Annotated in this window: 15 protein-coding genes and 1 other RNA gene; 7 read left to right on the forward strand and 9 right to left on the reverse strand. The window is 32.5% G+C overall.

Going from position 1 to position 20,340, the window contains the following annotated elements; translation table 11 throughout:
* The first annotated feature begins 183 nt into the window (after positions 1–183).
* Positions 184–2,796 carry a zinc-dependent metalloprotease gene (locus D1815_RS10710; RefSeq protein ID WP_118386893.1) on the forward strand — a complete coding sequence of 871 codons (2,613 nt, stop codon included), beginning with the start codon at positions 184–186 and terminating at the stop codon, positions 2,794–2,796.
* A gap of 202 nt (positions 2,797–2,998) precedes the next feature.
* Entirely contained in the window at positions 2,999–3,853 is an 855-nt protein-coding gene (gene purU, locus D1815_RS10715; protein WP_118386895.1) for a formyltetrahydrofolate deformylase, read from the forward strand.
* Here purU and D1815_RS10720 read toward each other — a convergent pair.
* Positions 3,848–4,804, reverse strand: coding sequence for an MBL fold metallo-hydrolase (locus D1815_RS10720; RefSeq protein ID WP_118386897.1), 957 nt, complete (start codon positions 4,802–4,804; stop codon positions 3,848–3,850). The genes purU and D1815_RS10720 overlap by 6 nt on opposite strands.
* A 36-nt stretch (positions 4,805–4,840) precedes the next feature.
* On the opposite strand from D1815_RS10720, the gene D1815_RS10725 reads away from it, so the two are divergent.
* From D1815_RS10725 to D1815_RS10740, 4 genes are all read left to right on the forward strand, one after another.
* A complete protein-coding gene (locus D1815_RS10725; protein WP_027395428.1) occupies positions 4,841–5,560 on the forward strand; it encodes a DUF4197 domain-containing protein in 720 nt (239 codons plus the stop codon).
* Positions 5,561–5,839: 279 nt separating this feature from the next.
* Positions 5,840–8,854: a TonB-dependent receptor gene (locus D1815_RS10730; protein ID WP_118386899.1), complete on the forward strand. Its 3,015-nt coding sequence runs from the start codon at positions 5,840–5,842 to the stop codon at positions 8,852–8,854.
* Positions 8,855–8,898: 44 nt separating this feature from the next.
* Complete coding sequence (locus D1815_RS10735) at positions 8,899–10,260, forward strand: RagB/SusD family nutrient uptake outer membrane protein (protein ID WP_118386901.1); 1,362 nt, start codon at positions 8,899–8,901, stop codon at positions 10,258–10,260.
* A 154-nt stretch (positions 10,261–10,414) separates the two neighbouring features.
* Positions 10,415–10,588 carry a Lacal_2735 family protein gene (locus D1815_RS10740; protein WP_108801552.1) on the forward strand — a complete coding sequence of 58 codons (174 nt, stop codon included), beginning with the start codon at positions 10,415–10,417 and terminating at the stop codon, positions 10,586–10,588.
* 17 nt (positions 10,589–10,605) lie between these two features.
* Here D1815_RS10740 and D1815_RS10745 read toward each other — a convergent pair whose 3' ends face one another.
* The 4 genes from D1815_RS10745 to D1815_RS10760 all read right to left on the reverse strand — a co-directional run bounded on the left by D1815_RS10745 (position 10,606) and on the right by D1815_RS10760 (position 14,613).
* Entirely contained in the window at positions 10,606–11,391 is a 786-nt protein-coding gene (locus D1815_RS10745; RefSeq protein ID WP_027395425.1) for an alpha/beta fold hydrolase, read from the reverse strand.
* 81 nt (positions 11,392–11,472) lie between these two features.
* Positions 11,473–12,261, reverse strand: a complete 789-nt coding sequence (locus D1815_RS10750) for an ABC transporter substrate-binding protein (RefSeq protein WP_118386903.1) — start codon at positions 12,259–12,261, stop codon at positions 11,473–11,475.
* A gap of 295 nt (positions 12,262–12,556) precedes the next feature.
* Positions 12,557–13,378 carry an orotidine-5'-phosphate decarboxylase gene (pyrF, locus tag D1815_RS10755; RefSeq protein ID WP_108801549.1) on the reverse strand — a complete coding sequence of 274 codons (822 nt, stop codon included), beginning with the start codon at positions 13,376–13,378 and terminating at the stop codon, positions 12,557–12,559.
* A gap of 26 nt (positions 13,379–13,404) precedes the next feature.
* Complete coding sequence (locus D1815_RS10760) at positions 13,405–14,613, reverse strand: NAD(P)-dependent oxidoreductase (protein WP_118389955.1); 1,209 nt, start codon at positions 14,611–14,613, stop codon at positions 13,405–13,407.
* A gap of 142 nt (positions 14,614–14,755) precedes the next feature.
* On the opposite strand from D1815_RS10760, the gene ssrA reads away from it, so the two are divergent.
* Positions 14,756–15,153, forward strand: a transfer-messenger RNA (tmRNA) gene (ssrA, locus tag D1815_RS10765).
* A 180-nt stretch (positions 15,154–15,333) separates the two neighbouring features.
* On the opposite strand, the gene D1815_RS10770 is transcribed toward ssrA, so the two are convergent.
* The 4 genes from D1815_RS10770 to D1815_RS10785 are packed head-to-tail and all read right to left on the reverse strand — an operon-like array spanning position 15,334 to position 20,310.
* Entirely contained in the window at positions 15,334–17,292 is a 1,959-nt protein-coding gene (locus D1815_RS10770) for a heavy metal translocating P-type ATPase (RefSeq protein ID WP_118386905.1), read from the reverse strand.
* Positions 17,289–17,651, reverse strand: a complete 363-nt coding sequence (locus tag D1815_RS10775; protein WP_118386907.1) for a DUF3703 domain-containing protein — start codon at positions 17,649–17,651, stop codon at positions 17,289–17,291. The genes D1815_RS10770 and D1815_RS10775 overlap by 4 nt, the downstream gene beginning before the upstream one ends.
* Before the next feature lie 56 nt (positions 17,652–17,707).
* Complete coding sequence (locus D1815_RS10780; protein WP_118386909.1) at positions 17,708–18,121, reverse strand: Fur family transcriptional regulator; 414 nt, start codon at positions 18,119–18,121, stop codon at positions 17,708–17,710.
* A gap of 2 nt (positions 18,122–18,123) precedes the next feature.
* The gene (locus tag D1815_RS10785; RefSeq protein WP_118386911.1) at positions 18,124–20,310 is read right to left on the reverse strand and encodes a TonB-dependent receptor; all 2,187 of its coding nucleotides are present in this window, start codon (positions 20,308–20,310) and stop codon (positions 18,124–18,126) included.
* Positions 20,311–20,340 lie beyond the last annotated feature (30 nt).

Genomic DNA, 20,340 nt, shown 5'->3' on the forward strand with positions numbered 1-20,340 from the left:
CTAATTATCGTTTTATTATTTATAGTTCAAATTTACGTTTATTATTTTTCAATTCCTGTAACAAAGTGACATTCCATAAGTCAAATAGTACTTAAGAAAGTGTTAACACTATTGTTAAAGATTTTCTAACTATATATGGAAAATTATATCTTCCAAAATTATTGAAAACAAATACATTTTAAAATGAAAATTACATCATCAAAAAACAAATTATTACTCTTATCATTTGCATTTGTTTTGGGATTAGGGATCCAAAACATGGAAGCGCAACGTAAGAAAAAGAAAAAATCAAAAAAAGGGAAAACGGAGCAAGTAGATACAGCTAAGAAAGATTCCAAAGAAAAATCGATTGAAGAACTTACTAAGAAAAGTGAAAAAATAGAAGGATTGTTTACCATCTATAGAGATACTATTGATGGAACTACCAAAATGGTGATTAAAAAAGACCAAATTGGAAAAGAGTTTATTTATTTCAGTCAAATTTCTGATGGCGTACTAGAAGCGGGTGCTTTTAGAGGATCCTACATGGATAATAAGATTTTTAAAATCGAAAAACACTATAATAAGATTGAGTTTATAACTCAAAATGCTTCTTATTATTTTGATGAAAATAGTGCTTTATCAAAATCCGCTAATGCCAATATTAGCGAAGGAATTATGGCAAGTTTAAAAATCGAAGCTTTGGACGAAGAAAAAGGATTGTATCTAATAAAATCAGACGATCTATTCCTTAAAGAGACTTTTGAACAAATAAAAATGCCGAATTTCCCTGGGCAATCACCTTTTGCTTTTAAGCTAGGTTCTCTTAGTAAAGAGAAAACTAAAATTAAGATGATCAAAAATTATCCAGAAAATCTGAACATAAACAGTCATTATGTATATTCTAAATCAAACATACTTAATGGAGGCTCTAGAGCCGTTACGGATGGTAGAAATGTGACAATTAAGGTAGAGCACAGTCTTATTGCAATGCCAGAAAATGATTATAAGCCAAGATTTGATGATCCTAGAATTGGTTATTTCTTAACTCAGGTGACTGATATGACTTCTGCAAGTCCAACACCTTATAGGGATTTGGTACATCGTTGGAATTTAGTTAAAAAAGATCCAAGTTTAGCAATTTCCGAACCAGTACAGCCAATTGTTTGGTGGATGGAAAACTCTACTCCAGTAGAATTTAGAGAAACCATTAAAGAAGCTGTTTTAGAATGGAACAAAGCTTTTGAAAAGGCAGGTTTTAAAAATGCAATGGTTGTAAAATTACAACCTGATGATGCAACATGGGATGCTGGAGATATTAGATATAATGTACTGAGATGGACATCTTCTCCAATACCTCCTTTTGGTGGATATGGACCAAGTTTTGTAAACCCAAGAACAGGTGAAATTTTAGGTGCAGATATTATGTTAGAGTATGTATATCATACAAATCGTGTAAAATATGATCGATTGTTTAACCTAACTATAAGCGATCAAGATGAGGAGAATAATTATCCAACTATGATAAAGGATAAACATACATATTGCTCATATGGTCATATAATGCAGGAAAACTCTTTATTTGGTCAAGCTGCTCTTATTGCTTATGGAGCAAATGACAATGAAATGGAAGGTATGAAAATGGAAGCTATGAAGGAATTAGTAATGCACGAAGTTGGTCATACTTTAGGATTAAATCATAACATGAAAGCAAGTCAGTTGTTCTCTCCCGAAGAATTAAATAATCCAGAGTTTATTAAAGACAAATGTCTTACAGGATCGGTTATGGATTATACTGCAATTAATGTTACAAATGATAAATCAAATCAAGGACAATATTTTTCTACGACAGTTGGACCTTATGATAAATGGGCTATACAATATGGATATACTCCAGTAAGCTCGGATAAAGAGCTGGAAAAAATCGCTAGTCAATCTACGAAACCTGAACTAATTTTCGGGAATGATGCAGATGATATGCGCTCTCCAGGAAAGGCAATAGATCCAAGAGTAATGATTGGTGATATGTCTAATGATCAAATAAAATATTCTATCAACAGAATGGAATTAGTGAATAATATGATGGGCGAAATCAAACTGAAGTTTAGTAAAAAAGGAGAGTCTTATCAAGAACTGAGACAAGCTTATTACATCCTGAGCGGTCAATATGCTCAAGCAGGAAATGTTATTTCAAGATTCATTGGTGGTGTATATGTTGATAGAAGTATGGTAGGGCAAGATGCAAATGCCAAACCTTTTACACCTGTTAGTTATGAAGATCAAAAAAGAGCAATGAATGCTTTAAAAAAGTATGTGTTTGCACCAGATGCATATAAGACTCCAAATGATCTTTATAATTATATTGCTATGCAACGAAGAGGATACAACTTCTTTGGAGGTCCAGAAGATCCTAAAATTCATGATCTTACACTTGGGTTTCAAAAAAGAGTACTAGATCATATTTTACACCCTAATACTTTACAAAGAATTACCGATTCTGAATTATATGGTAATGAATATAAATTATCAGAGTTTATGACAGATCTAAATAATGCTATTTTTCAGGCAGATGCTGCAAGTTCTGTAAATACTTTTAGACAAAATTTACAATTAGAATATACCAAAAGGCTCATCCAAGTTATTTCGATAAATAATGCTAGAGGTCCTAAATACACTTATGCATCGAAATCAATGGCATTATATAATCTAAAACGAATCAGGTCGATGGTTTCTAACGGTACTGGAGACAAACTATCTAAAGCACATAAAGACCATATAAGAACTTTAATTAATAATGTAGTAGAAGATATTAAATAACAGATATTACATATCACTGTATTAAGAGAAGGTTGATTTTTATAAAAATCAACCTTTTTTTATTATAGATAATTTAGAAAAAACAAGCATATTTTTTTAATTCATCAAAAACGATTCGAATAGGTCACGTTCATAAGTAATTATTACAACTTAAATAGTAAGTTTATATCCCAAAAATTAGAATTTTCAATCTAATCATTACATGAAAAAAACAACCTTACTCATTAACTGTCCGGATAAAAAAGGGATCATAGCTACAGTAACTAATTTTATCTTATCAAAAAAAGGAAACACAGTCTATATTGAACAACATGTTGATAGAGAATTAGGAGAATTCTTTATGAGATTAGAATGTGAATTTGATCAAGATGAAGAGAAACTAGCTTTATTTAAAGAGTCTTTTAATAAAGAAGTAGCCTATAATTACAATATGCACTGGGAAATGTATAATGCTGAGAAAAAACCTAAAATGGCACTTTTTGTTTCTAAGTATGACCATTGTTTATATGATATTCTGGGAAGACACGCTTCTGGAGAGCTTCAGGTAAAAATTCCAATCATCATAAGTAATCATTTAGATCTAAAATCGATTGCAGATAATTTTAAAATCCCTTTTAAGCATATTCCTGTTAACAAATCGAACAAACAACAAGCCGAAGTAGAACAAATAGCTTTATTAAAAGAACTTAAAATTGATTTCATTGTTTTAGCAAGATATATGCAGATCTTATCTGAAAATTTTGTGGATCAATTTCCCAATAAAATAATCAATATTCATCATTCTTTTTTACCCGCTTTTCCTGGTGCTAAACCTTACCATTCTGCCTATGAACGCGGTGTGAAAATAATCGGAGCTACCAGTCATTATGTGACTTCTGATCTCGATGAAGGACCAATAATTGAGCAAGAAGTGGTTAGAGTATCACATATTCATAATGTACAGGACTTTATCTTAAAAGGACGAGATCTTGAAAAAATAGTTTTATCCAGAGCCATAAAACATCATATAGAAAGAAAAGTATTGGTATACAATAACAAAACCGTTATTTTTTCATAATTCAAACATGTCATTAGTGTTTGCAAACCTGTATCCTTCTTTTTCTAACTGAATTCTTTCTTTGTTACTAGGATCCATTAAAGGATTAGAATGATTAAAGTGAATAAAAATAATCTTTGATTTAACTTCTTTAGATTCATTTTTAAATAATTCGATACTCTCTTGAATAAAAGGATGCGGAACCTCTGCCATAGGTCTAGGTATTTCTCCTTCTTTAAAAAAAGTAGCATCTATGAAAGCATAATCCACTTTTTTCACTTCATCTACAATTTTCTTTTCCCATAAAGTCCATTTATTAATATCAGGAATAAATAATCCAGACTTAGATTTTCCATCAATTCTATACCCAACTGTTTCAGAAAATTCATCTCGGTGCGGCACAAGGAATGGTGTTATTTTAATATTTTCTGTCAAGTCTACCGATACTTCATGTTCTAATGGACGTAGTACAATGTTTTGTAAATCCACTAATTGCGACCAGGGGCCATTGTTTTCCAAAAATAATTTCATTTTAGGCATTGTAAAAACCTGAATGTCTTTTGATCCCATTGCCTCTCTACCAAAATACATAAGCCCAGTATAATGACCAATGTGAGCGTGGGTTAGAAATACACCATCAATAATGGGAGCTTTATTTAGATATATTGCGTCTAGCATAGCCAGTTGTTCAGGTAAATCTGGTGTAGCTTCTATCAAAAACTTTTTTCTCTCTTTTTGATCTACAATTCCTAAACAAACAACAAGTTCTTTGCTAATATCACCTTGGGCAACACCTACGAATTCATCTGTATTATTAATATGCGGATACCCTCCATCTTGGGCAATTCCCAAAATAGTTATGTATTGTTTTGGATCATTAGGCCCAAAAGATCTCCCTTTCATCGAATCTTCACTATTTTTGCAGGAAAGAATTGAAATAGATAGTATGAAAAAAATTAACTTTGAATTCATATAAAATCATTACAATCTCAAATCTAATAAGAAATTATGAAAAGAATTTTTTTACTGTTAGTTATATTTCAACTTTCAAGTTGTGCAGAACTACAACAAGTAATAGAGAGCCTTCCTCAAGAAACTACAGGAGCAATTGGTCTTAGCAATATTGACATAGGGAATGGTTTAAGAGAAGCTTTAGACAAAGGAATCGATAAACAAGTAACTAAACTTACCCAAAAAGATGGTTTTTTCAGAAATGAGTTAGTTAAAATTGTATTACCAGAAGAATTAAAAAAGGTAGATAAGACATTAAGAGATATTGGTCTTGATAATCTAGCAGACGAAGGTTTAAAAGTTCTTAACCGAGCTGCCGAAGATGCTGTACAAGAAGCTACTCCAATTTTTGTAAATGCAGTAAAACAAATTACATTTAACGATGCCAAACAGATATTACTAGGTAACCAAGATGCTGCCACACAATATCTAAAAGGTACTACCAAATCTGCATTGTATTCTAAATTTAATCCTGTTATTAAGAACTCTTTATCTAAGGTAGGAGCTGATCAAGTTTGGTCAAACATCATTAATAAATACAATACGATTCCTTTTACTAGTAACGTAAACCCGGATCTTACAGACTATGTTACTAGCGAAGCTTTAGAAGGTGTATATACCATGATTGCTGTAGAAGAAGGAGAAATTAGAAATAAACTTAGTTCTAGGACAACAGATTTATTACGTAAGGTATTTGCCCTACAAGACAGAAAATAATAAAAGTAAGAAAGAATAGACTTACAATCCATACACTTTATCTAACCTTGTGTTGGTTTTAACGATTTTTTAATTTTTCACAAAAACTCATTTTTTTGTATTTTTTTTTATCATAATAATACATAATATTTGTTTTAATTAAGAATAACAAAATTCAATTCTTGTCGCAGATAAAATATTCTTAAAAAAAAACAGCTATTTTCATTAGCTCACATCATTGTAGGGGTGTTTTTATTACGGGATTAGCGTAATTTTGGGCCCGATTTTAAAACGCCCTCAATGAAAAACTTAATCAAACTTAGCATAGCTATGGCTATGCTAGTATGCTCTGGATTTGCCCAAGCCCAAGAGAAAACAATTACTGGAACGGTTATCGACCCATCCGGAATTCCACTTCCAGGAACAAACATTTTAGTTAAAAAGACAAATAATGGAGTTCAAACTGACTTTGATGGAAATTATTCTATTGAAGCTACTACTGGCGATATACTTATATTTTCTTATGTAGGTTTCGAAACTCAGGAAGTTACTATCACTGGATCTACCGTAATAAATGTTACGTTAAAAGATAATGTAGAAGGATTAGATCAAGTTGTTCTAATAGGATATGGTAGTTCTTCTAAAAAAGAGATTACCACTAGTGTCTCGAGTATAAGAGCTAGTGAAATTGCAGATATCAACACTCCAAGTGTTCAATCGCTAATGACTAGTAAAGTTACTGGTGTGCAGATAACTCAGCTTTCTGGAAGGGTAGAATCTGGTATAAAAGTAAGAATTAGAGGTATCTCTACTGTTGGTGCTTCTCAGGAACCGTTATACGTTTTGGATGGAGTACCGCTTATTAATGATGATGAGTCTATAAACAATTCTCCAATCAATCCTTTAATTGGACTGAATCCTAACGATATAGATTCTATTGATTTCTTAAAAGATGCATCAGCAGCTGCAATATATGGTGCCAGAGGAACTAATGGAGTTATTATCATTACTACCAAAAAAGGTAAAGCAGAAAAAACTAAAGTTACCTTAAATACTGCATCAGGATGGAACTTTGCTACTAACAAAAGAGAATATTTAGATGCTGAACAATATGTAGAATTTTATACCGAAGCTGCTCTTAATGGTGGACTTTCTTTAAGTGAAATTGAAACCAAATTTGATCAATTATCTCTAGGTAGTGATTGGAGAAACAATGAAGTGGATACTGATTGGCAAGATCTTGCTTTGGTCGAAGGTATTACTCAGGATATAGATTTATCAGCTTCTGGCGGAAGTGAAAAAATCACCTATTTTGTTTCTACATCATACAATAAGACAGAAGGTATTATACTAGGAAATGAATTAGACAGATATACATTAAGAGGTAAAGTTGATGCAGATATTACAGAAAAATCAAAAGCTGGAGTAAACATCAATATCTCTAAAGTTACGATTGATCGATTATCTAATGACAATGCATTTATATCACCACTTCAATCTATCGGTCAGTCTCCCTTAACACCCGCTTTGTTAGAAGATGGAACAGCCAATGTAGATGGTAATTCTACACTGTTTCAAAATTTTCTAGGACAAGAACAAACAGGAAGATTTGTTACTGACATCTGGAGAACCACAGCCAATATGTATGGTGATTTTTATATCAATGATTATTTAAGGCTTAAATCCGAAGTTGGTTATGATGCTAATAACCAGAATGCGGAACGATTCTCTGGAAGTTTAACTGAATTTGCTTCGGCAGGTGGAGTTGGTACTGTAAGTAATGCAATTACAGAAAGATATATTTTAACAAATTACTTGACTTATAAACGTACGTTTGGGGATGCAGTAGATTTTTCTGCTACACTAGGAGGAAGTTTTGAAGAAACCAACCGTAAAAGTCAATTTACAATAGGACAAGGATTTCCTTCGGATGATCTACAGACCTTAGACAATGCAGTATTAATAACGAACGGAGGTTCTAACAAAACTAAATATAACTTCTTATCATATTTTGCCAGATCACGTTTTTCCATTGCCGAAAAATATCTATTCAATCTAAGTATTCGTCGTGATGGTTCTTCTCGATTTGGTGAGGACTCACAGTTTGGATGGTTCCCTGCTGCTTCTGCTGCTTGGATAGTTAGTAATGAAAGATTCTTAAGTAATTCTTATTTTTTAAGTAATTTAAAATTAAGAGGAAGTTGGGGTATTACTGGAAATGCAGAAATTGGAGATTTTGCCAGTAAAGATCTTTATGGTGTAACTACCTATAATGAAAGGCTTGGTGTTTCACCAATTCAATTAGGAGATAATGAATTACGTTGGGAAAAGACAACCCAGTATGACTTAGGAGTAAATTTTGGTTTGTTTAATGGTACAATTTCTGGTGAATTTGATTACTATAATAAAACCACCAATGACTTATTATTCAATCAACCATTACCAGGTACTTCTGGTTTTACCTCTATTGTTAGAAACATTGGAGAGATTGTTAATAAAGGATTCGAAGTAAGTCTTAATGCAAGAATCATATCTAAGCCTTCATTTACTTGGAACGTAAGTACACTATTTACTCAAAACAAGAATGAGGTAACAGATCTACCAAGTGGTGATATCATCGATGGAGTAAATATTATACGAAAAGGTGAAACTATTTCCTCTTTCTATCTATATGAGTACGCAGGTGTTAATCCATCTAATGGAGATGCTTTATTTTATACTAATACATTAAATGCAGACGGTTCTTTAGATAAAACAACTACAAATAGTATTTCTAAAGCAAGTAAAATTGTAGTAGGAAATCCATTTCCTGAGTATCAGATCGGGTTTACAAATACTTTAAAGGTAAACGATTTTGATTTTCAATTCACTTTTCAAGGAGAATTTGGAGCTTCCATTTTTGATCAAGCCGGTAAATTCTCTTCTGGAAATGGTAAATTCTTTGACAACCAAACCATTGATCAATTAGATAGATGGCAAAATCCTGGTGATATTACCGATGTTCCACAAGCCAGATTAAATCAAGAGAATGGACAAGCGGATTCTACTCGTTACCTAGACGAAGCCGACTTTATAAGACTTAGAAACATTACGTTGGGATATACAATTAATCCTATTTTCTCTAAAAGATTTTTCTTAGAAAAAGTAAGATTCTATTTCAGTGGTGTAAACTTACTTACCATTACTGATTATGATGGATATGATCCTGAATCTACAGCAGATTTTAACGGAAATTCAGGAGTAAGAACAGGTACCTCTTTTTACTCCGCACCACCAGCAAAAACATATTCACTAGGTATAAATATTGAGTTTTAAAAACAGGTTTTTAAAATTTAGTACTAACCTAAAAGTCAAAAAAAATGAAAACATACATAAAAATTATACTAATCTTTACTCTTACAATTGCAAACATCGGTTGTGAGAACAGACTAGACACTGACCCGGATCAATCATTAACAACAGATGACGCGTTCGATACTCCCGAGAAAGTAACCAACATTCTTATTGGAGCATATGCACAAGCGGGACAAGCGGCTAGTTATGGTGGTCAACTATATACAATCGCCGAATTGCTAGGAAATGATCAAGAATTAAAATGGAACGGAACATTTTCTGATCCTGGAGAGTTTAACAACAAGGTGATCAACACTAATAATACCTTTGTCGCTAACTTATGGTTAAATGGATATGACATCAGTAATCAAGCTAATATCGTCTTAGACAACCTAGATGTTTTTGAAAATCTGGATAGTAAAAATTCGGTAGAAGGTCAAGCTAAGTTTTTAAGAGCAGTAACCTATTTTGATTTATTACGTTTTTTCTCTAAACATAATAACAACAGACTAAATGACGGCGAACTGGGCGTACCTATTATAAGAACACCAGTAATCCAATATGAGGATATTACTTATCCATCTAGAAATACAATTGGAGAAGTATATGATTTCATCATCAATGATCTAGAAGATGCGATTGTATTATTACCTGAAACCAATGGTGTTTTTGCATCTGTAAATGCTGCTAAATCCTTATTAGCAAGAATCCATTTACAGATTGGTAATTATGAACAAGCTAGAGATTTATCTAATGAAGTAATACAATCAGGGCGATTCGCTCTAACCGAAACTCTTGATGATGCCTATAATAATGATGACAACTCTACTGAAGACATCTTTGCTTGGCAAGTAACAGATTCTGATGGTGCCAATAGTATGAATACATTTTGGGCTACGGACAGATTCGGCGGAAGACCTGGAAATCCAGATATCTCTATCGAAGATGCATTTTTTGGAATATTTGATGACTTCAATGATCTAAGAGCAAGTTACTTTTATGTAGATTCAGAAACAGGATCTGGGATAGCATCTTATAAATGGATATTCGGAAACTCTAACATTCCATTTATCAGATTACCAGAAATGCATTTAATACGTGCCGAATCTAATTTTGTCCTTAGTACTGCAGTTGGAGCGGATCCAACAAGTGATGTAAATCTAGTACGTACTAGATCAAATGCTTTTGCGCTAACAGATGTAGCTTATGTAGATATTATATTAGAGAGACTACGTGAATTATCTTTTGAAGGACACAAATTACATGATTTTAAAAGATTAGAAGTTTCTGTAGGAGCTTTACCATTTGATGATGATAGATTAGTGTTACCAATACCACAAAGAGAAAGAAATGTAAATCCTAATCTGGAGCAAAACGACGGATACTAAACACAATAAATTATTTGATTAGCCATAAAAAAGGATAGTGTATATGCAATTGCACTATCCTTTTTTAATATTGTATTAAACAAACTTAACGTAGTCTTAAGAATCATTTAGAATCCTAGCTAATACTTTTGTAAAAAAGAAAAAGAGAGAGTATATGTTCTATTGGACTAAAGACAAATCTAATCTTGATAAACTACAAAAACGATATTGTAGGCTAATGAAAAACGCATATAATCTTGCGATTAAGAATAAAGAAAAAAGTGATCTTTTACACGAGGAAGCAAGCAAACTTTTAATCGAAATTAAAAAACTACAGCATCAGTCATAAGATGAATGTATTTGACATTATAGAGAGAACCGATTCAAAAAGGATAAGGATTCTTCATTAAAAATCTCTGGCTGCTCTACATTTACAACATGTCCAGAGTTCTTAACCACAAAGAGATTAGAAAATTCATGTAAAGAAACAATTTTTTCTATAGATGGTAAAAACAGATAATCTTCTTCTCCCATTACATAAAGTGTAGGTATTTTTATATCCTTATCTCTAAAAAAACGTAGTAAAGGATTTATCTCAGAAGTCAGCCGAAACCAACGAATAAACTCTTTTTGATATAACTTTTTAGCTTCGTTTGCAAATAATAATCTCGATTGCTTATGATTCTTTTTAGGCATGATAATAAATGCAAAAAACTTATACAAAAACATATATGGAATCACTGATTTAAACACAACTCCTAATTTCATAAGGACCTGAGATCTAAAGTTTAATTTCATTATTGCCCCCCCCATAATCATACTATCCACCCGATCTGGATATTTCTCAGCAAGATTTCTGATTAAAATGGTACCTAGTGAGATTCCTATAAAATGAGACGATTCTATCTGTTCATGGTCTATAACTTCTAGAATATCATCTGTTATAAAATCAAAAGTGTATTTAAAGTTAAAAGCATCTTTAATTGCTGGTTTAGATTTACCATGACCTCTTAAGTCCAATAATAGCACGTTATAATGCTTTCTAAACTCTCTAACCTGTTTGAACCATATAGAAGAGCTTCCGCCTGCTCCGTGAACAAAGGTCACCCATTTGGTATTATCTGGATGGCGATATATAGAATAATTAAGCATAGACTGATTGATGACGTAAAGATAACCACTTCTTATACAGTTTAAGAAGGATTAACAGTATTTAATGTATTGTTCAATGTATTAGTTTTCATGAAGTGATCTAAAATAAGTAAATGCTTTAGCCAATCGAGACCCATACCAAGAAAAATATTCCCCATCTACCAAAAGTGTTTTAACTTCATGCACTAATTTAGTCATTTCTTCCTGGTGTTCTTCAGAAAAAGGAAAAGGCTCTGATGACAACAAGATAAAATCAAGATTAGATAAGGTGGCTAGATCTTCTTCTGGAATATCAGGATATCGTTCTTGATTACCGAATACATTTATAAAACCATTTATCTCCAATAAATGATGAATAAATGTTCCTTTTCCGGCCACCATCCAAGGTTTTCTCCAAATAAAATAGGCAACCTTCTTTTTTGGTTTGTTTTGTATAAATTCAGAAAACTCTTTTGCTTCTAGTTTAATTTTATCTGTAAGCTTTTTTGCATTATTCCTTCTGTCAAAAATTTCGCCATATTGACTGATTAACTCCAGTGACTCTGCTATGGTAGCAATGTCTGAAACATGTACAGAATAATTTTGTTCCAATGTTTCGACAATCTCTTTGGTATTTTCTTCTTTATTACATAAAATGATATCCGGATTCAATTCTTTGATTCTTTGTAAGTGTATACTTTTTGTTCCTCCGACGACAACCTTTTCCTTTCTTATTGTATCTGGATGCACACAGAACTTAGTAACTCCAACAATAAAATCAGACAAACCTAAATCAACCAAAAGCTCTGTCTGAGAAGGCACCAATGATATTATTCTTACAGGAGTAGAAACTAAGGTAATTTTTCTATCTAATTGATCTATATAAATCATACTTTAATTGAGACTAGCTACAATACTAAAAAAAACACAACTATTTAAAAATTAAATGTTTAAAGCTAATATTCTTTAAAAAAACCGTATCTTATAAGAAGAAATATTAATTTAAAATTTTGGGGCTATGAATTCAATATTACTTAACATTATTATCTATGCTTGTTTAGCGTTTTTTGTAATTTTCATCACGTATGGACTTATAGGATATGCAAAACAAGTATTTAAAGCCAATAGACGCTAGTTTTAATTTTAAAAACTACAGCAAAAGGAGATTACATGTAATCTCCTTTTGTTATTTTCTTGCATCTAATATTTCTTCCATTTGTAACTGAAGCTCTTTTGCTTTTTCGCCAGCAACAGTATCAAAATCCAATCCATCAGAAGCATAGATGATTCCTCTAGATGAATTAATTAATAGACCAATCTGATCATTTATACCATATTTACATACATCTTGTAGATTTCCACCTTGCGCTCCAACTCCAGGAACTAATAAAAAACTATCAGGAATAATCTTTCTTATATCCGCCAGGTATTCTGCTTTTGTAGCGCCAACCACATACATCAAGTTATCTGCATTTTTCCAGCCTTTAGAAGTCTCTAATACTTGCTTATACAATTCTGTCCCATCAACCATTTTAGTCTGAAAATCAAAAGCTCCTTGGTTAGAAGTCAGCGCAAGCATAATCGTATGTTTGTCTTCAAAAGCTAAAAAAGGTTCTATAGAATCCTTACCCATATAAGGAGCTACGGTTATAGAATCAAACTCTAAATCTTCAAAAAACGCTTTGGCATACATAGAACTTGTATTACCAATATCACCTCTTTTAGCATCCGCTATTGTAAACACCTCAGGATGATTCGTATTTAAGTATTGGATAGTTTTTTCTAAAGACTTCCAACCTTTTAGACCATAAGCTTCATAAAAAGCTATGTTCGGTTTATACGCAACCGCTAGATGATGCGTAGCATCAATGATTTTTTTATTGAATTCGAAAATAGGATCTTCTGTCTCTAATATATGTTTTGGTACTTTGTTAAGATCCACATCTAGACCTACACATAGAAAGGATTTCTTTTTCCAAATTTGATCAACAAGTTGCTTAGTCGTCATTCTTAGTATAATTTGCGTTATATAAACTATTCTTTTCCATCGACATAATCCTGTAAGTAACTATATCGATCCGTAAGCTTACCTGATTGAGTCATTCTGGCTCTTTCTAATACTCCATCAATATCATTATTAAAAAAAGCTGGTATTACGTGCTCCATAAACATCGTTCCAAAACCTTCACTCGCATCTTTTGGCAACTCGCAAGGTAAATTATCCACTGCCATTACCACAATAGCTTTTGGATCTTTAAAATCTACTTCTTCTTCTCTATTAGGATGATATCCATAAATCGGATCTGCTATGGTAGATGATCTTATCGTTGTAGCGACGGGTCCATCGATATCACAAGAAATATCGGCAACAACCCTAATTTTAAAATCTTTGGATTTTGCATCCTCTCTAGTATAAATATAAGGTGCGCCATCACCAAAAAAATGACCTGCCATATACACATCACTTACTTTGGCAAATCTCATAAAATCGCTATCATACTCCTCTGGATTATCATAAAAATCCTTTTTTTCTAATAGTTGACCGTCTTTTCGTTTATTATAGTCTAATACATCAATCTGGGTGTATACAGCTTCATCAAATTCCATATTTAGATATTCATCTACAGAAACTTCTTTGATTCGCATTGCGTCTAAAATCTCTTTAGCTCCACTCCCAACTTTACCATTTCCGGTAAGAACAATTTTGATATTTGGTAGGTTAATTTTGGACAACTCTGCTTCTAGAGCTTTTTGATCTGGTAAAGTTTCTGCTTTCGGAAGCGTAAAACTTTCGTTTTTTAGTCCAAATGCTCTAAAACCATTATACGCACCTACAATACCTGCATATCTTCCAAAACCTATCAGTCTCCACCCTTTTTGATTTACGATAACCTCATGATCATATAATTCTATGTTCTTATCTAAAATCGCTTTTAGCAATCTTCTATTATAAGGTTGCTTTTTTATAGTATGCGAAAAGAAAAAATATTTTTTATTCGGAATTAATGCTTCAATCGGAACTTCTTTTACACCTAATAATACCTCGCAATCAGATATGTCATTAGTTATTTCTACACCTGCATCTCTATACGCAGCATCATCAAAAATTCTAATATCAGAGCTTTCTACCATAAAAGATGCCTCAGGAAATTTAGACATGGTGTCACTAAGTCCCTTTGGAGAAAAGACTACCCGACGATCTGGCGGGTTTTTACGCTCTTTAATTATTCCGAATGTAGTCATATAGGTTTGGTATGTATTTTGTTTATTTAAAAGCGCGGCTAAGATATGACAAATATGATTATCTTTGCCAACCATTTTGGTATTCTAACTAGTGTAATTTATGTCAAATTAACTTTAAATGAATACCAATTACATAAATATCGGGGTCGACTGGTTTTGACAGCGAGATTAATAGAGTGGTAAGCACGTCGAGCGCTGAGATACAGCTCGTAAATATCATATTTCACCTTTTTTAAACGGCGAGAATAACTACGCCCTAGCTGCATAATCCGAATTATAGTAGGATAGTGCCTCGGTCTACTAGGTAGACAAGCAGGATACTCTTCAGAAGCCTTGGTTTATGGCGTTTGGTTTTGAGTATCGTAAAAATAAACCTAGAAACTATAGGATCTTGATATAGTTTCGAAATCAATTGAGAATAAGGGGTGCGTTGGCGGTTTTTGGCCGGCAATCCCACGAAAATCTAAACAAAAACTAAGCGTGTAGAAAGCTATTGTATTACTTGTTTGGACGAGGGTTCGAATCCCTCCGACTCCACAGAAAACTCCCGAATCAATAATGATTACGGGAGTTTCTATTTTTGGTCGACAATTTAGTCGACAATATTGTCCTTTTTTTATTTTAAACCAAGTGATTAAAAGTTTAATTCTCAATAGCAGATTATGATTTATGATTCGCTTTGTTGTAAAGTTCCGCTATCCTATATGATGAATGACCTTATTAGCAATCCCACTTAATTTTCTGTAGTCTAACAGCATTTAAGATAGCTAATAAAGCTACTCCTACATCTGCAAATACCGCTTCCCACATTGTAGCTAAACCACCTGCTCCTAAAATCAATACAATAACTTTGACACCAAAAGCTAAAATAATATTCTGCCAAACTACTTTGCGTGTAGAACGACTAATTTTAATGGCTCTCACTACTTTTGATGGTTGGTCTGTTTGAATAATGATGTCTGCGGTTTCTATTGCTACATCACTACCTAAACCACCCATTGCAATACCAACGTTACTTACTGCTAAAACAGGTGCATCGTTAATACCATCACCTATAAAAGCTACTTTATTTTCAGGATTCTTCTTTAAAGATTCAACTTCGTTTAATTTATCTTCTGGTAGTAAACCACCTTTAGCATTTTCAATATTCAACTCTTTAGCGACTTGTTGAGTTATAGAATCTTTATCACCAGAAAGCATCATAATATTTTTAATACCTACTTTATGTAAATCTGTAATTGTTTCTTTTGCATCCTCTTTTAATTCATCTGCTATTACTACATAACCTGCAAATTGATTATCGATTGCAACTAATACTATCGATTCTACAATAGATTCCGTTTCAGTTGGAACATCAATACTATTAGCAATCATTAAGGCTTTGTTACCTACTAAAACAGTTTTACCGTTTACTATACCTTTTAATCCTTTACCAGCAATTTCAGAAACTTCTTTTGCTTCATAGCTATTTTCAGTTCCTTTATATACCATTATGGCTTTAGCAATTGGATGCGTGGATTGTTCTTCCATAGCCATTAAATACTCCATAAAATCTGATTCATCCCAACCAATAGTCTTTATTTCCTTGACTTTAAATACACCTTTGGTAACTGTCCCAGTTTTATCCATTACTAATGTATTTATCTTGGTCATAGCGTCTAAAAATGAAGCACCTTTAAATAAAATACCATTCTTTGAAGCTACACCTAAACCACCGAAATATCCTAAAGGGATTGAAATTACCAGTGCACACGGACAAGAGATTACCAAGAATATTAATGCTCTATATAGCCAATCTCTAAACACATAATCATCTACAAAAAAGTAAGGTAGGAAAGTAACGCCAATAGCTAAAAACACTACAATTGGTGTATATATGCGAGCAAACTGTCTAATGAATAATTCTGTTTTAGATTTACGTGCTGTAGCATTTTGAACCAATTCTAATATTCTGGCAATAGAACTATCTTCAAACTTGTTGGTTACCTCAACTTCAATAACGCTTTCTAAATTAATACTACCTGCAAATACTTTTTCATCTTTTACAATAGTATCTGGTTTACTTTCGCCTGTTAAAGCTGATGTATTTAATGATGCCTTTGATGACAACAACTTTCCATCTAAAGGAATTTTTTCACCTACACGAATTTGAATTTTCTCTCCAATATTTACATTATCTGGGGAAACATTTACATAATCACCATCACGATAAACATTAGCTTCTTTCGGTCTAACATCTAATAACGCTTTTATATTTCCTTTTGCTTTATTTACTGCCGAATTTTGAAATAACTCACCTACTGCATAAAATAGCATAACTGCAACTCCCTCTGGATATTCACCAATTATAAACGCACCAATAGTAGCTATAGACATTAAAAAGAACTCTGTAAAAACATCACCCTTTTTAATACTATTCCAACCCTCTTTTACTACTGGAAAACCTACAGGTAAATATGCTATACTGTACCAAACAATACGAGTCCAATTCTTAAAAAAAGAAACATCAAAATAATCTAATCCTATTCCAATGATAAGCATTGTAAAACTTATGATTGCAGGTACATAGGTTCTAAATGAACTGCTATTTCCGTGGTCGTGGTTGTGACCATCATCGTGAGAATGTTCTTCTTCAGATTGTGGTTTTAAATCTCTTAAATTGACTTTCTTTTTTTTCATTTGCTCTCTAATAGCTTTTCAATATCACTTGGAATAGACATACGTTCTAGTGGTGGTACGTTTGCACCACCTGTATTGCCAAGTGGAACGTGGTCAATAAATGATTTCCAACCACCAACAAGTAACCTAATAATTTGACCGAATACTTCTTTAGTATCTTTTTGTCTTAATCCAAATTTTAGCATTAGCCAATGTGAATAGGTATGTTCTATAGGGTAAGATTGCCCTATTATATGACTGCGCTCTAAATGATACCAAGCATTACCATACTGTTTATTTTCTAAACATAAACTGTATAGTTTTAATTCTTCGTTATAAGCCTGTTTAAGATGTTTTGGTATTTTAGTATTAAACTTCATATCCACTAATTTTGGATAAAAGTAAGTTAATAGTAAGTGCAATGGAAGTGCATTTATTATCCACTACACTTATCACATATACCTTTTACAACCAAGTTTACATTTTCAGAAACAAAACCATCAGGAACTTTTATTTGAGGTATTTTATGGTCTGTTAAGCAAATGGTTTCATTGCAATTGTTACAATGGAAATGTAAATGTAAATCGGTCTTTATATCACAACTACAACCTTGTTCACATAAAGCGTATTTGGTAATACCTGTACCATCGTCTATTTGATGTACAATATCCTTTTCTTCAAAAGTTTTAATAGTTCTGTAAAGCGTAGTTCTATCTGCTTTTTCAAACGCATTTTCAATATCACTTAATGTTACCGCAATTTCTTTTTCAGCAAGAAACTTATAAATTAACAAACGCATTGCTGTAATACGAATATCTTTTGATTCTAATAATTGTTCTATTGTTTCCATAACTAATCGTGGTCTTCGTTTCCGAATGGTTTAATAATAAGCCCTACACTAAATATAAAGCCATCTGTAGGTGCATAAATCTCTGGAAATACAGGATTCTCGTGTGGTGGTAAAACCAAAGGTGAAAATCTGCTTTGTCTTCTATCTGTAAAGTTTTCAAAGTTCACAAATACGCTACCTAATTTAAAATTACGCATTAGCAACAAACCCATAGTAACAAAATCTGTAGTTTCTGTACCGTTTGATAAAAATTGTTTTCCTGTGTAGTAGGTTTCATAACCAATTCGCCACTTATCTGATTCGTACATTAATACACTACCTGCATTATGCTTTGCGGTTAATGGCTTTTGTGGATTACCAGGTAAATAGTTTAGCTTGGTATCAATAAGCGCATAGTTTAAGAACCATCTAAAGTCTTTGTAAGTAAATTTAATATTTGTTTCTGCTCCTTTGCTAAAGATTTCATCTGGTGCATTCTCAAACTCAAACAAACCGCTATCTGCAGTATTTAAAAGTAATCCATCATTTATAGCTGTAACATAGAATAATTGATTTACAGAAAAACCAATCTCATCAGTTAAACGTGTTTGATAGTTGAAATCGAAATTAACACCATAAGAACGTTCTGCATCTACTGTGGGTTTATCTATTGCAAGAACATTTTCGAAATTTATATACTCTGCTTCTTCTGTAAAAATATCTGGAATTTTATAACCTAAACCGCCACCAATTCTACTTGAAAATCCACTATTATTCTTATATAATAATGAAATTCTTGGTAATGGAAAGAATCCGAAATCGTTATTATAATCTGCTCTTAACCCTGTTTCTAATATCCAATTATCTGAAATATCGTAGATATTATTTGCAAAAGCTCCAAAGGTCACATCTTTTTGGTCTCGTTGTAGCTGTGCATTATCGTTTTCATCAAAATTTGAGGTATATAGATTAGCTCCAATTATCCAATCTGTTTTTTCTGATGCTTTGTTATATGTGATTTCAGTAAAAGTATTTGTTTGCTTACCATCAAAATTAAAATCAGGAACAGTTAAATTCCTATCAAAAAAAGAGACACTATTTTTAAATTCTAATGAGCTAACAGAATCTAATTGCGTTTGATACACCAATTGACTACTTAATCGTTTTGAATTGTTTTCTTCAGTATATTGATGAATACCATCTTCACCGCTTTCAATTTTGGTTATATCACCACCGATTCTATCATCATACGTTCCATTTAATCCAAACCAAACTGTAGTATTCTCTGATGGATAATAAAACAGTTTAGGATTAAAAGAAATTGATGTTGTTTTTGGTAGATTGCTAAAGCCGTCATCTTCTGGGTCGTATGCTTTTTGATAATGACCAGAGCCATAAAGTGAAAAACCAAATTTTTCATTTCGTTTGCTATAAAATACATTAGCTGTACTTCCTAATGCTTGGGTCTGCGTAAGCATAATGTCTAAAGCAGGTTCTTCGTCTGGTGTTTTAGATACCATATTTACCAATCCTGCAATAGCACCTCCACCGTAAAGTGTAGAGGAACTTCCTTTAATAATCTCAAATTGTTGTAAGTCTAAAGGTGGAATTTGTAAAATACTTAATCCACTTGAAAAGCCACCATATAGTGGAAACCCATCTCTTAATAATTGCGTGTACCTACCATCCAACCCTTGAATACGAATATTAGTACTCCCACTACTTAAAGACGTTTGTTGCATCTGTATTCCTGTACTTTCACGAAGCACCATAGAAATATTAGTAGGGTTCATTATTGCTTTTTCACCTAATTCTTCTGCACCTATAAACTCGATGCGTGTAGGTATTTTTCGTACTGTTCTTGTGCTTCTTGTAGATTGCAGTACTACAGCATCTAATTGATTACCGCCCTCTTTTAGTTTAAACACTAATTCATTATTACTTGGAATTTGAATTGTTGTCTCAAATGTTTCAAAACCTAAAAAGGAAATTATTATTTGATGCTGACCGTTTGGTATTTCTGTAAATTCTGCAATACCATCAAAATTAGTTACAGCACCTTTTTCTAATGCTTCAAAGTAAACAGTCGCACCCATTAAAGGCTCGTTTTCAGCCTCTGTGATGACTTTTATTTGTATGTCAGTTGTTTGTGCCTGTAATGATAGGCAAAGTATTAATATGAGCTTTATGCTCAATAAATATTTATTCATTGAATTATAATTGTAATTAACTAAATAATT

It is taken from the genome of Aquimarina sp. AD1 (genome assembly GCF_003443695.1).
Lineage (GTDB): Bacteria > Bacteroidota > Bacteroidia > Flavobacteriales > Flavobacteriaceae > Aquimarina > Aquimarina latercula.

Excerpts from the sequence above, each read along its gene's own strand:
- D1815_RS10760 (WP_118389955.1), bottom strand. The coding sequence starts at position 14,613 with ATGACTACATTCGGAATAATTAAAGAGCGTAAAAACCCGCCAGATCGT.
- purU (WP_118386895.1), top strand. The coding sequence starts at position 2,999 with ATGAAAAAAACAACCTTACTCATTAACTGTCCGGATAAAAAAGGGATC.
- D1815_RS10785 (WP_118386911.1), bottom strand. The coding sequence starts at position 20,310 with ATGAATAAATATTTATTGAGCATAAAGCTCATATTAATACTTTGCCTA.
- D1815_RS10730 (WP_118386899.1), top strand. The coding sequence starts at position 5,840 with ATGAAAAACTTAATCAAACTTAGCATAGCTATGGCTATGCTAGTATGC.
- D1815_RS10725 (WP_027395428.1), top strand. The coding sequence starts at position 4,841 with ATGAAAAGAATTTTTTTACTGTTAGTTATATTTCAACTTTCAAGTTGT.
- D1815_RS10720 (WP_118386897.1), bottom strand. The coding sequence starts at position 4,804 with ATGAATTCAAAGTTAATTTTTTTCATACTATCTATTTCAATTCTTTCC.
- D1815_RS10770 (WP_118386905.1), bottom strand. The coding sequence starts at position 17,292 with ATGAAAAAAAAGAAAGTCAATTTAAGAGATTTAAAACCACAATCTGAA.
- D1815_RS10710 (WP_118386893.1), top strand. The coding sequence starts at position 184 with ATGAAAATTACATCATCAAAAAACAAATTATTACTCTTATCATTTGCA.
- D1815_RS10780 (WP_118386909.1), bottom strand. The coding sequence starts at position 18,121 with ATGGAAACAATAGAACAATTATTAGAATCAAAAGATATTCGTATTACA.
- pyrF (WP_108801549.1), bottom strand. The coding sequence starts at position 13,378 with ATGACGACTAAGCAACTTGTTGATCAAATTTGGAAAAAGAAATCCTTT.
- D1815_RS10745 (WP_027395425.1), bottom strand. The coding sequence starts at position 11,391 with ATGCTTAATTATTCTATATATCGCCATCCAGATAATACCAAATGGGTG.
- D1815_RS10740 (WP_108801552.1), top strand. The coding sequence starts at position 10,415 with ATGTTCTATTGGACTAAAGACAAATCTAATCTTGATAAACTACAAAAA.
- D1815_RS10750 (WP_118386903.1), bottom strand. The coding sequence starts at position 12,261 with ATGATTTATATAGATCAATTAGATAGAAAAATTACCTTAGTTTCTACT.
- D1815_RS10735 (WP_118386901.1), top strand. The coding sequence starts at position 8,899 with ATGAAAACATACATAAAAATTATACTAATCTTTACTCTTACAATTGCA.
- D1815_RS10775 (WP_118386907.1), bottom strand. The coding sequence starts at position 17,651 with ATGAAGTTTAATACTAAAATACCAAAACATCTTAAACAGGCTTATAAC.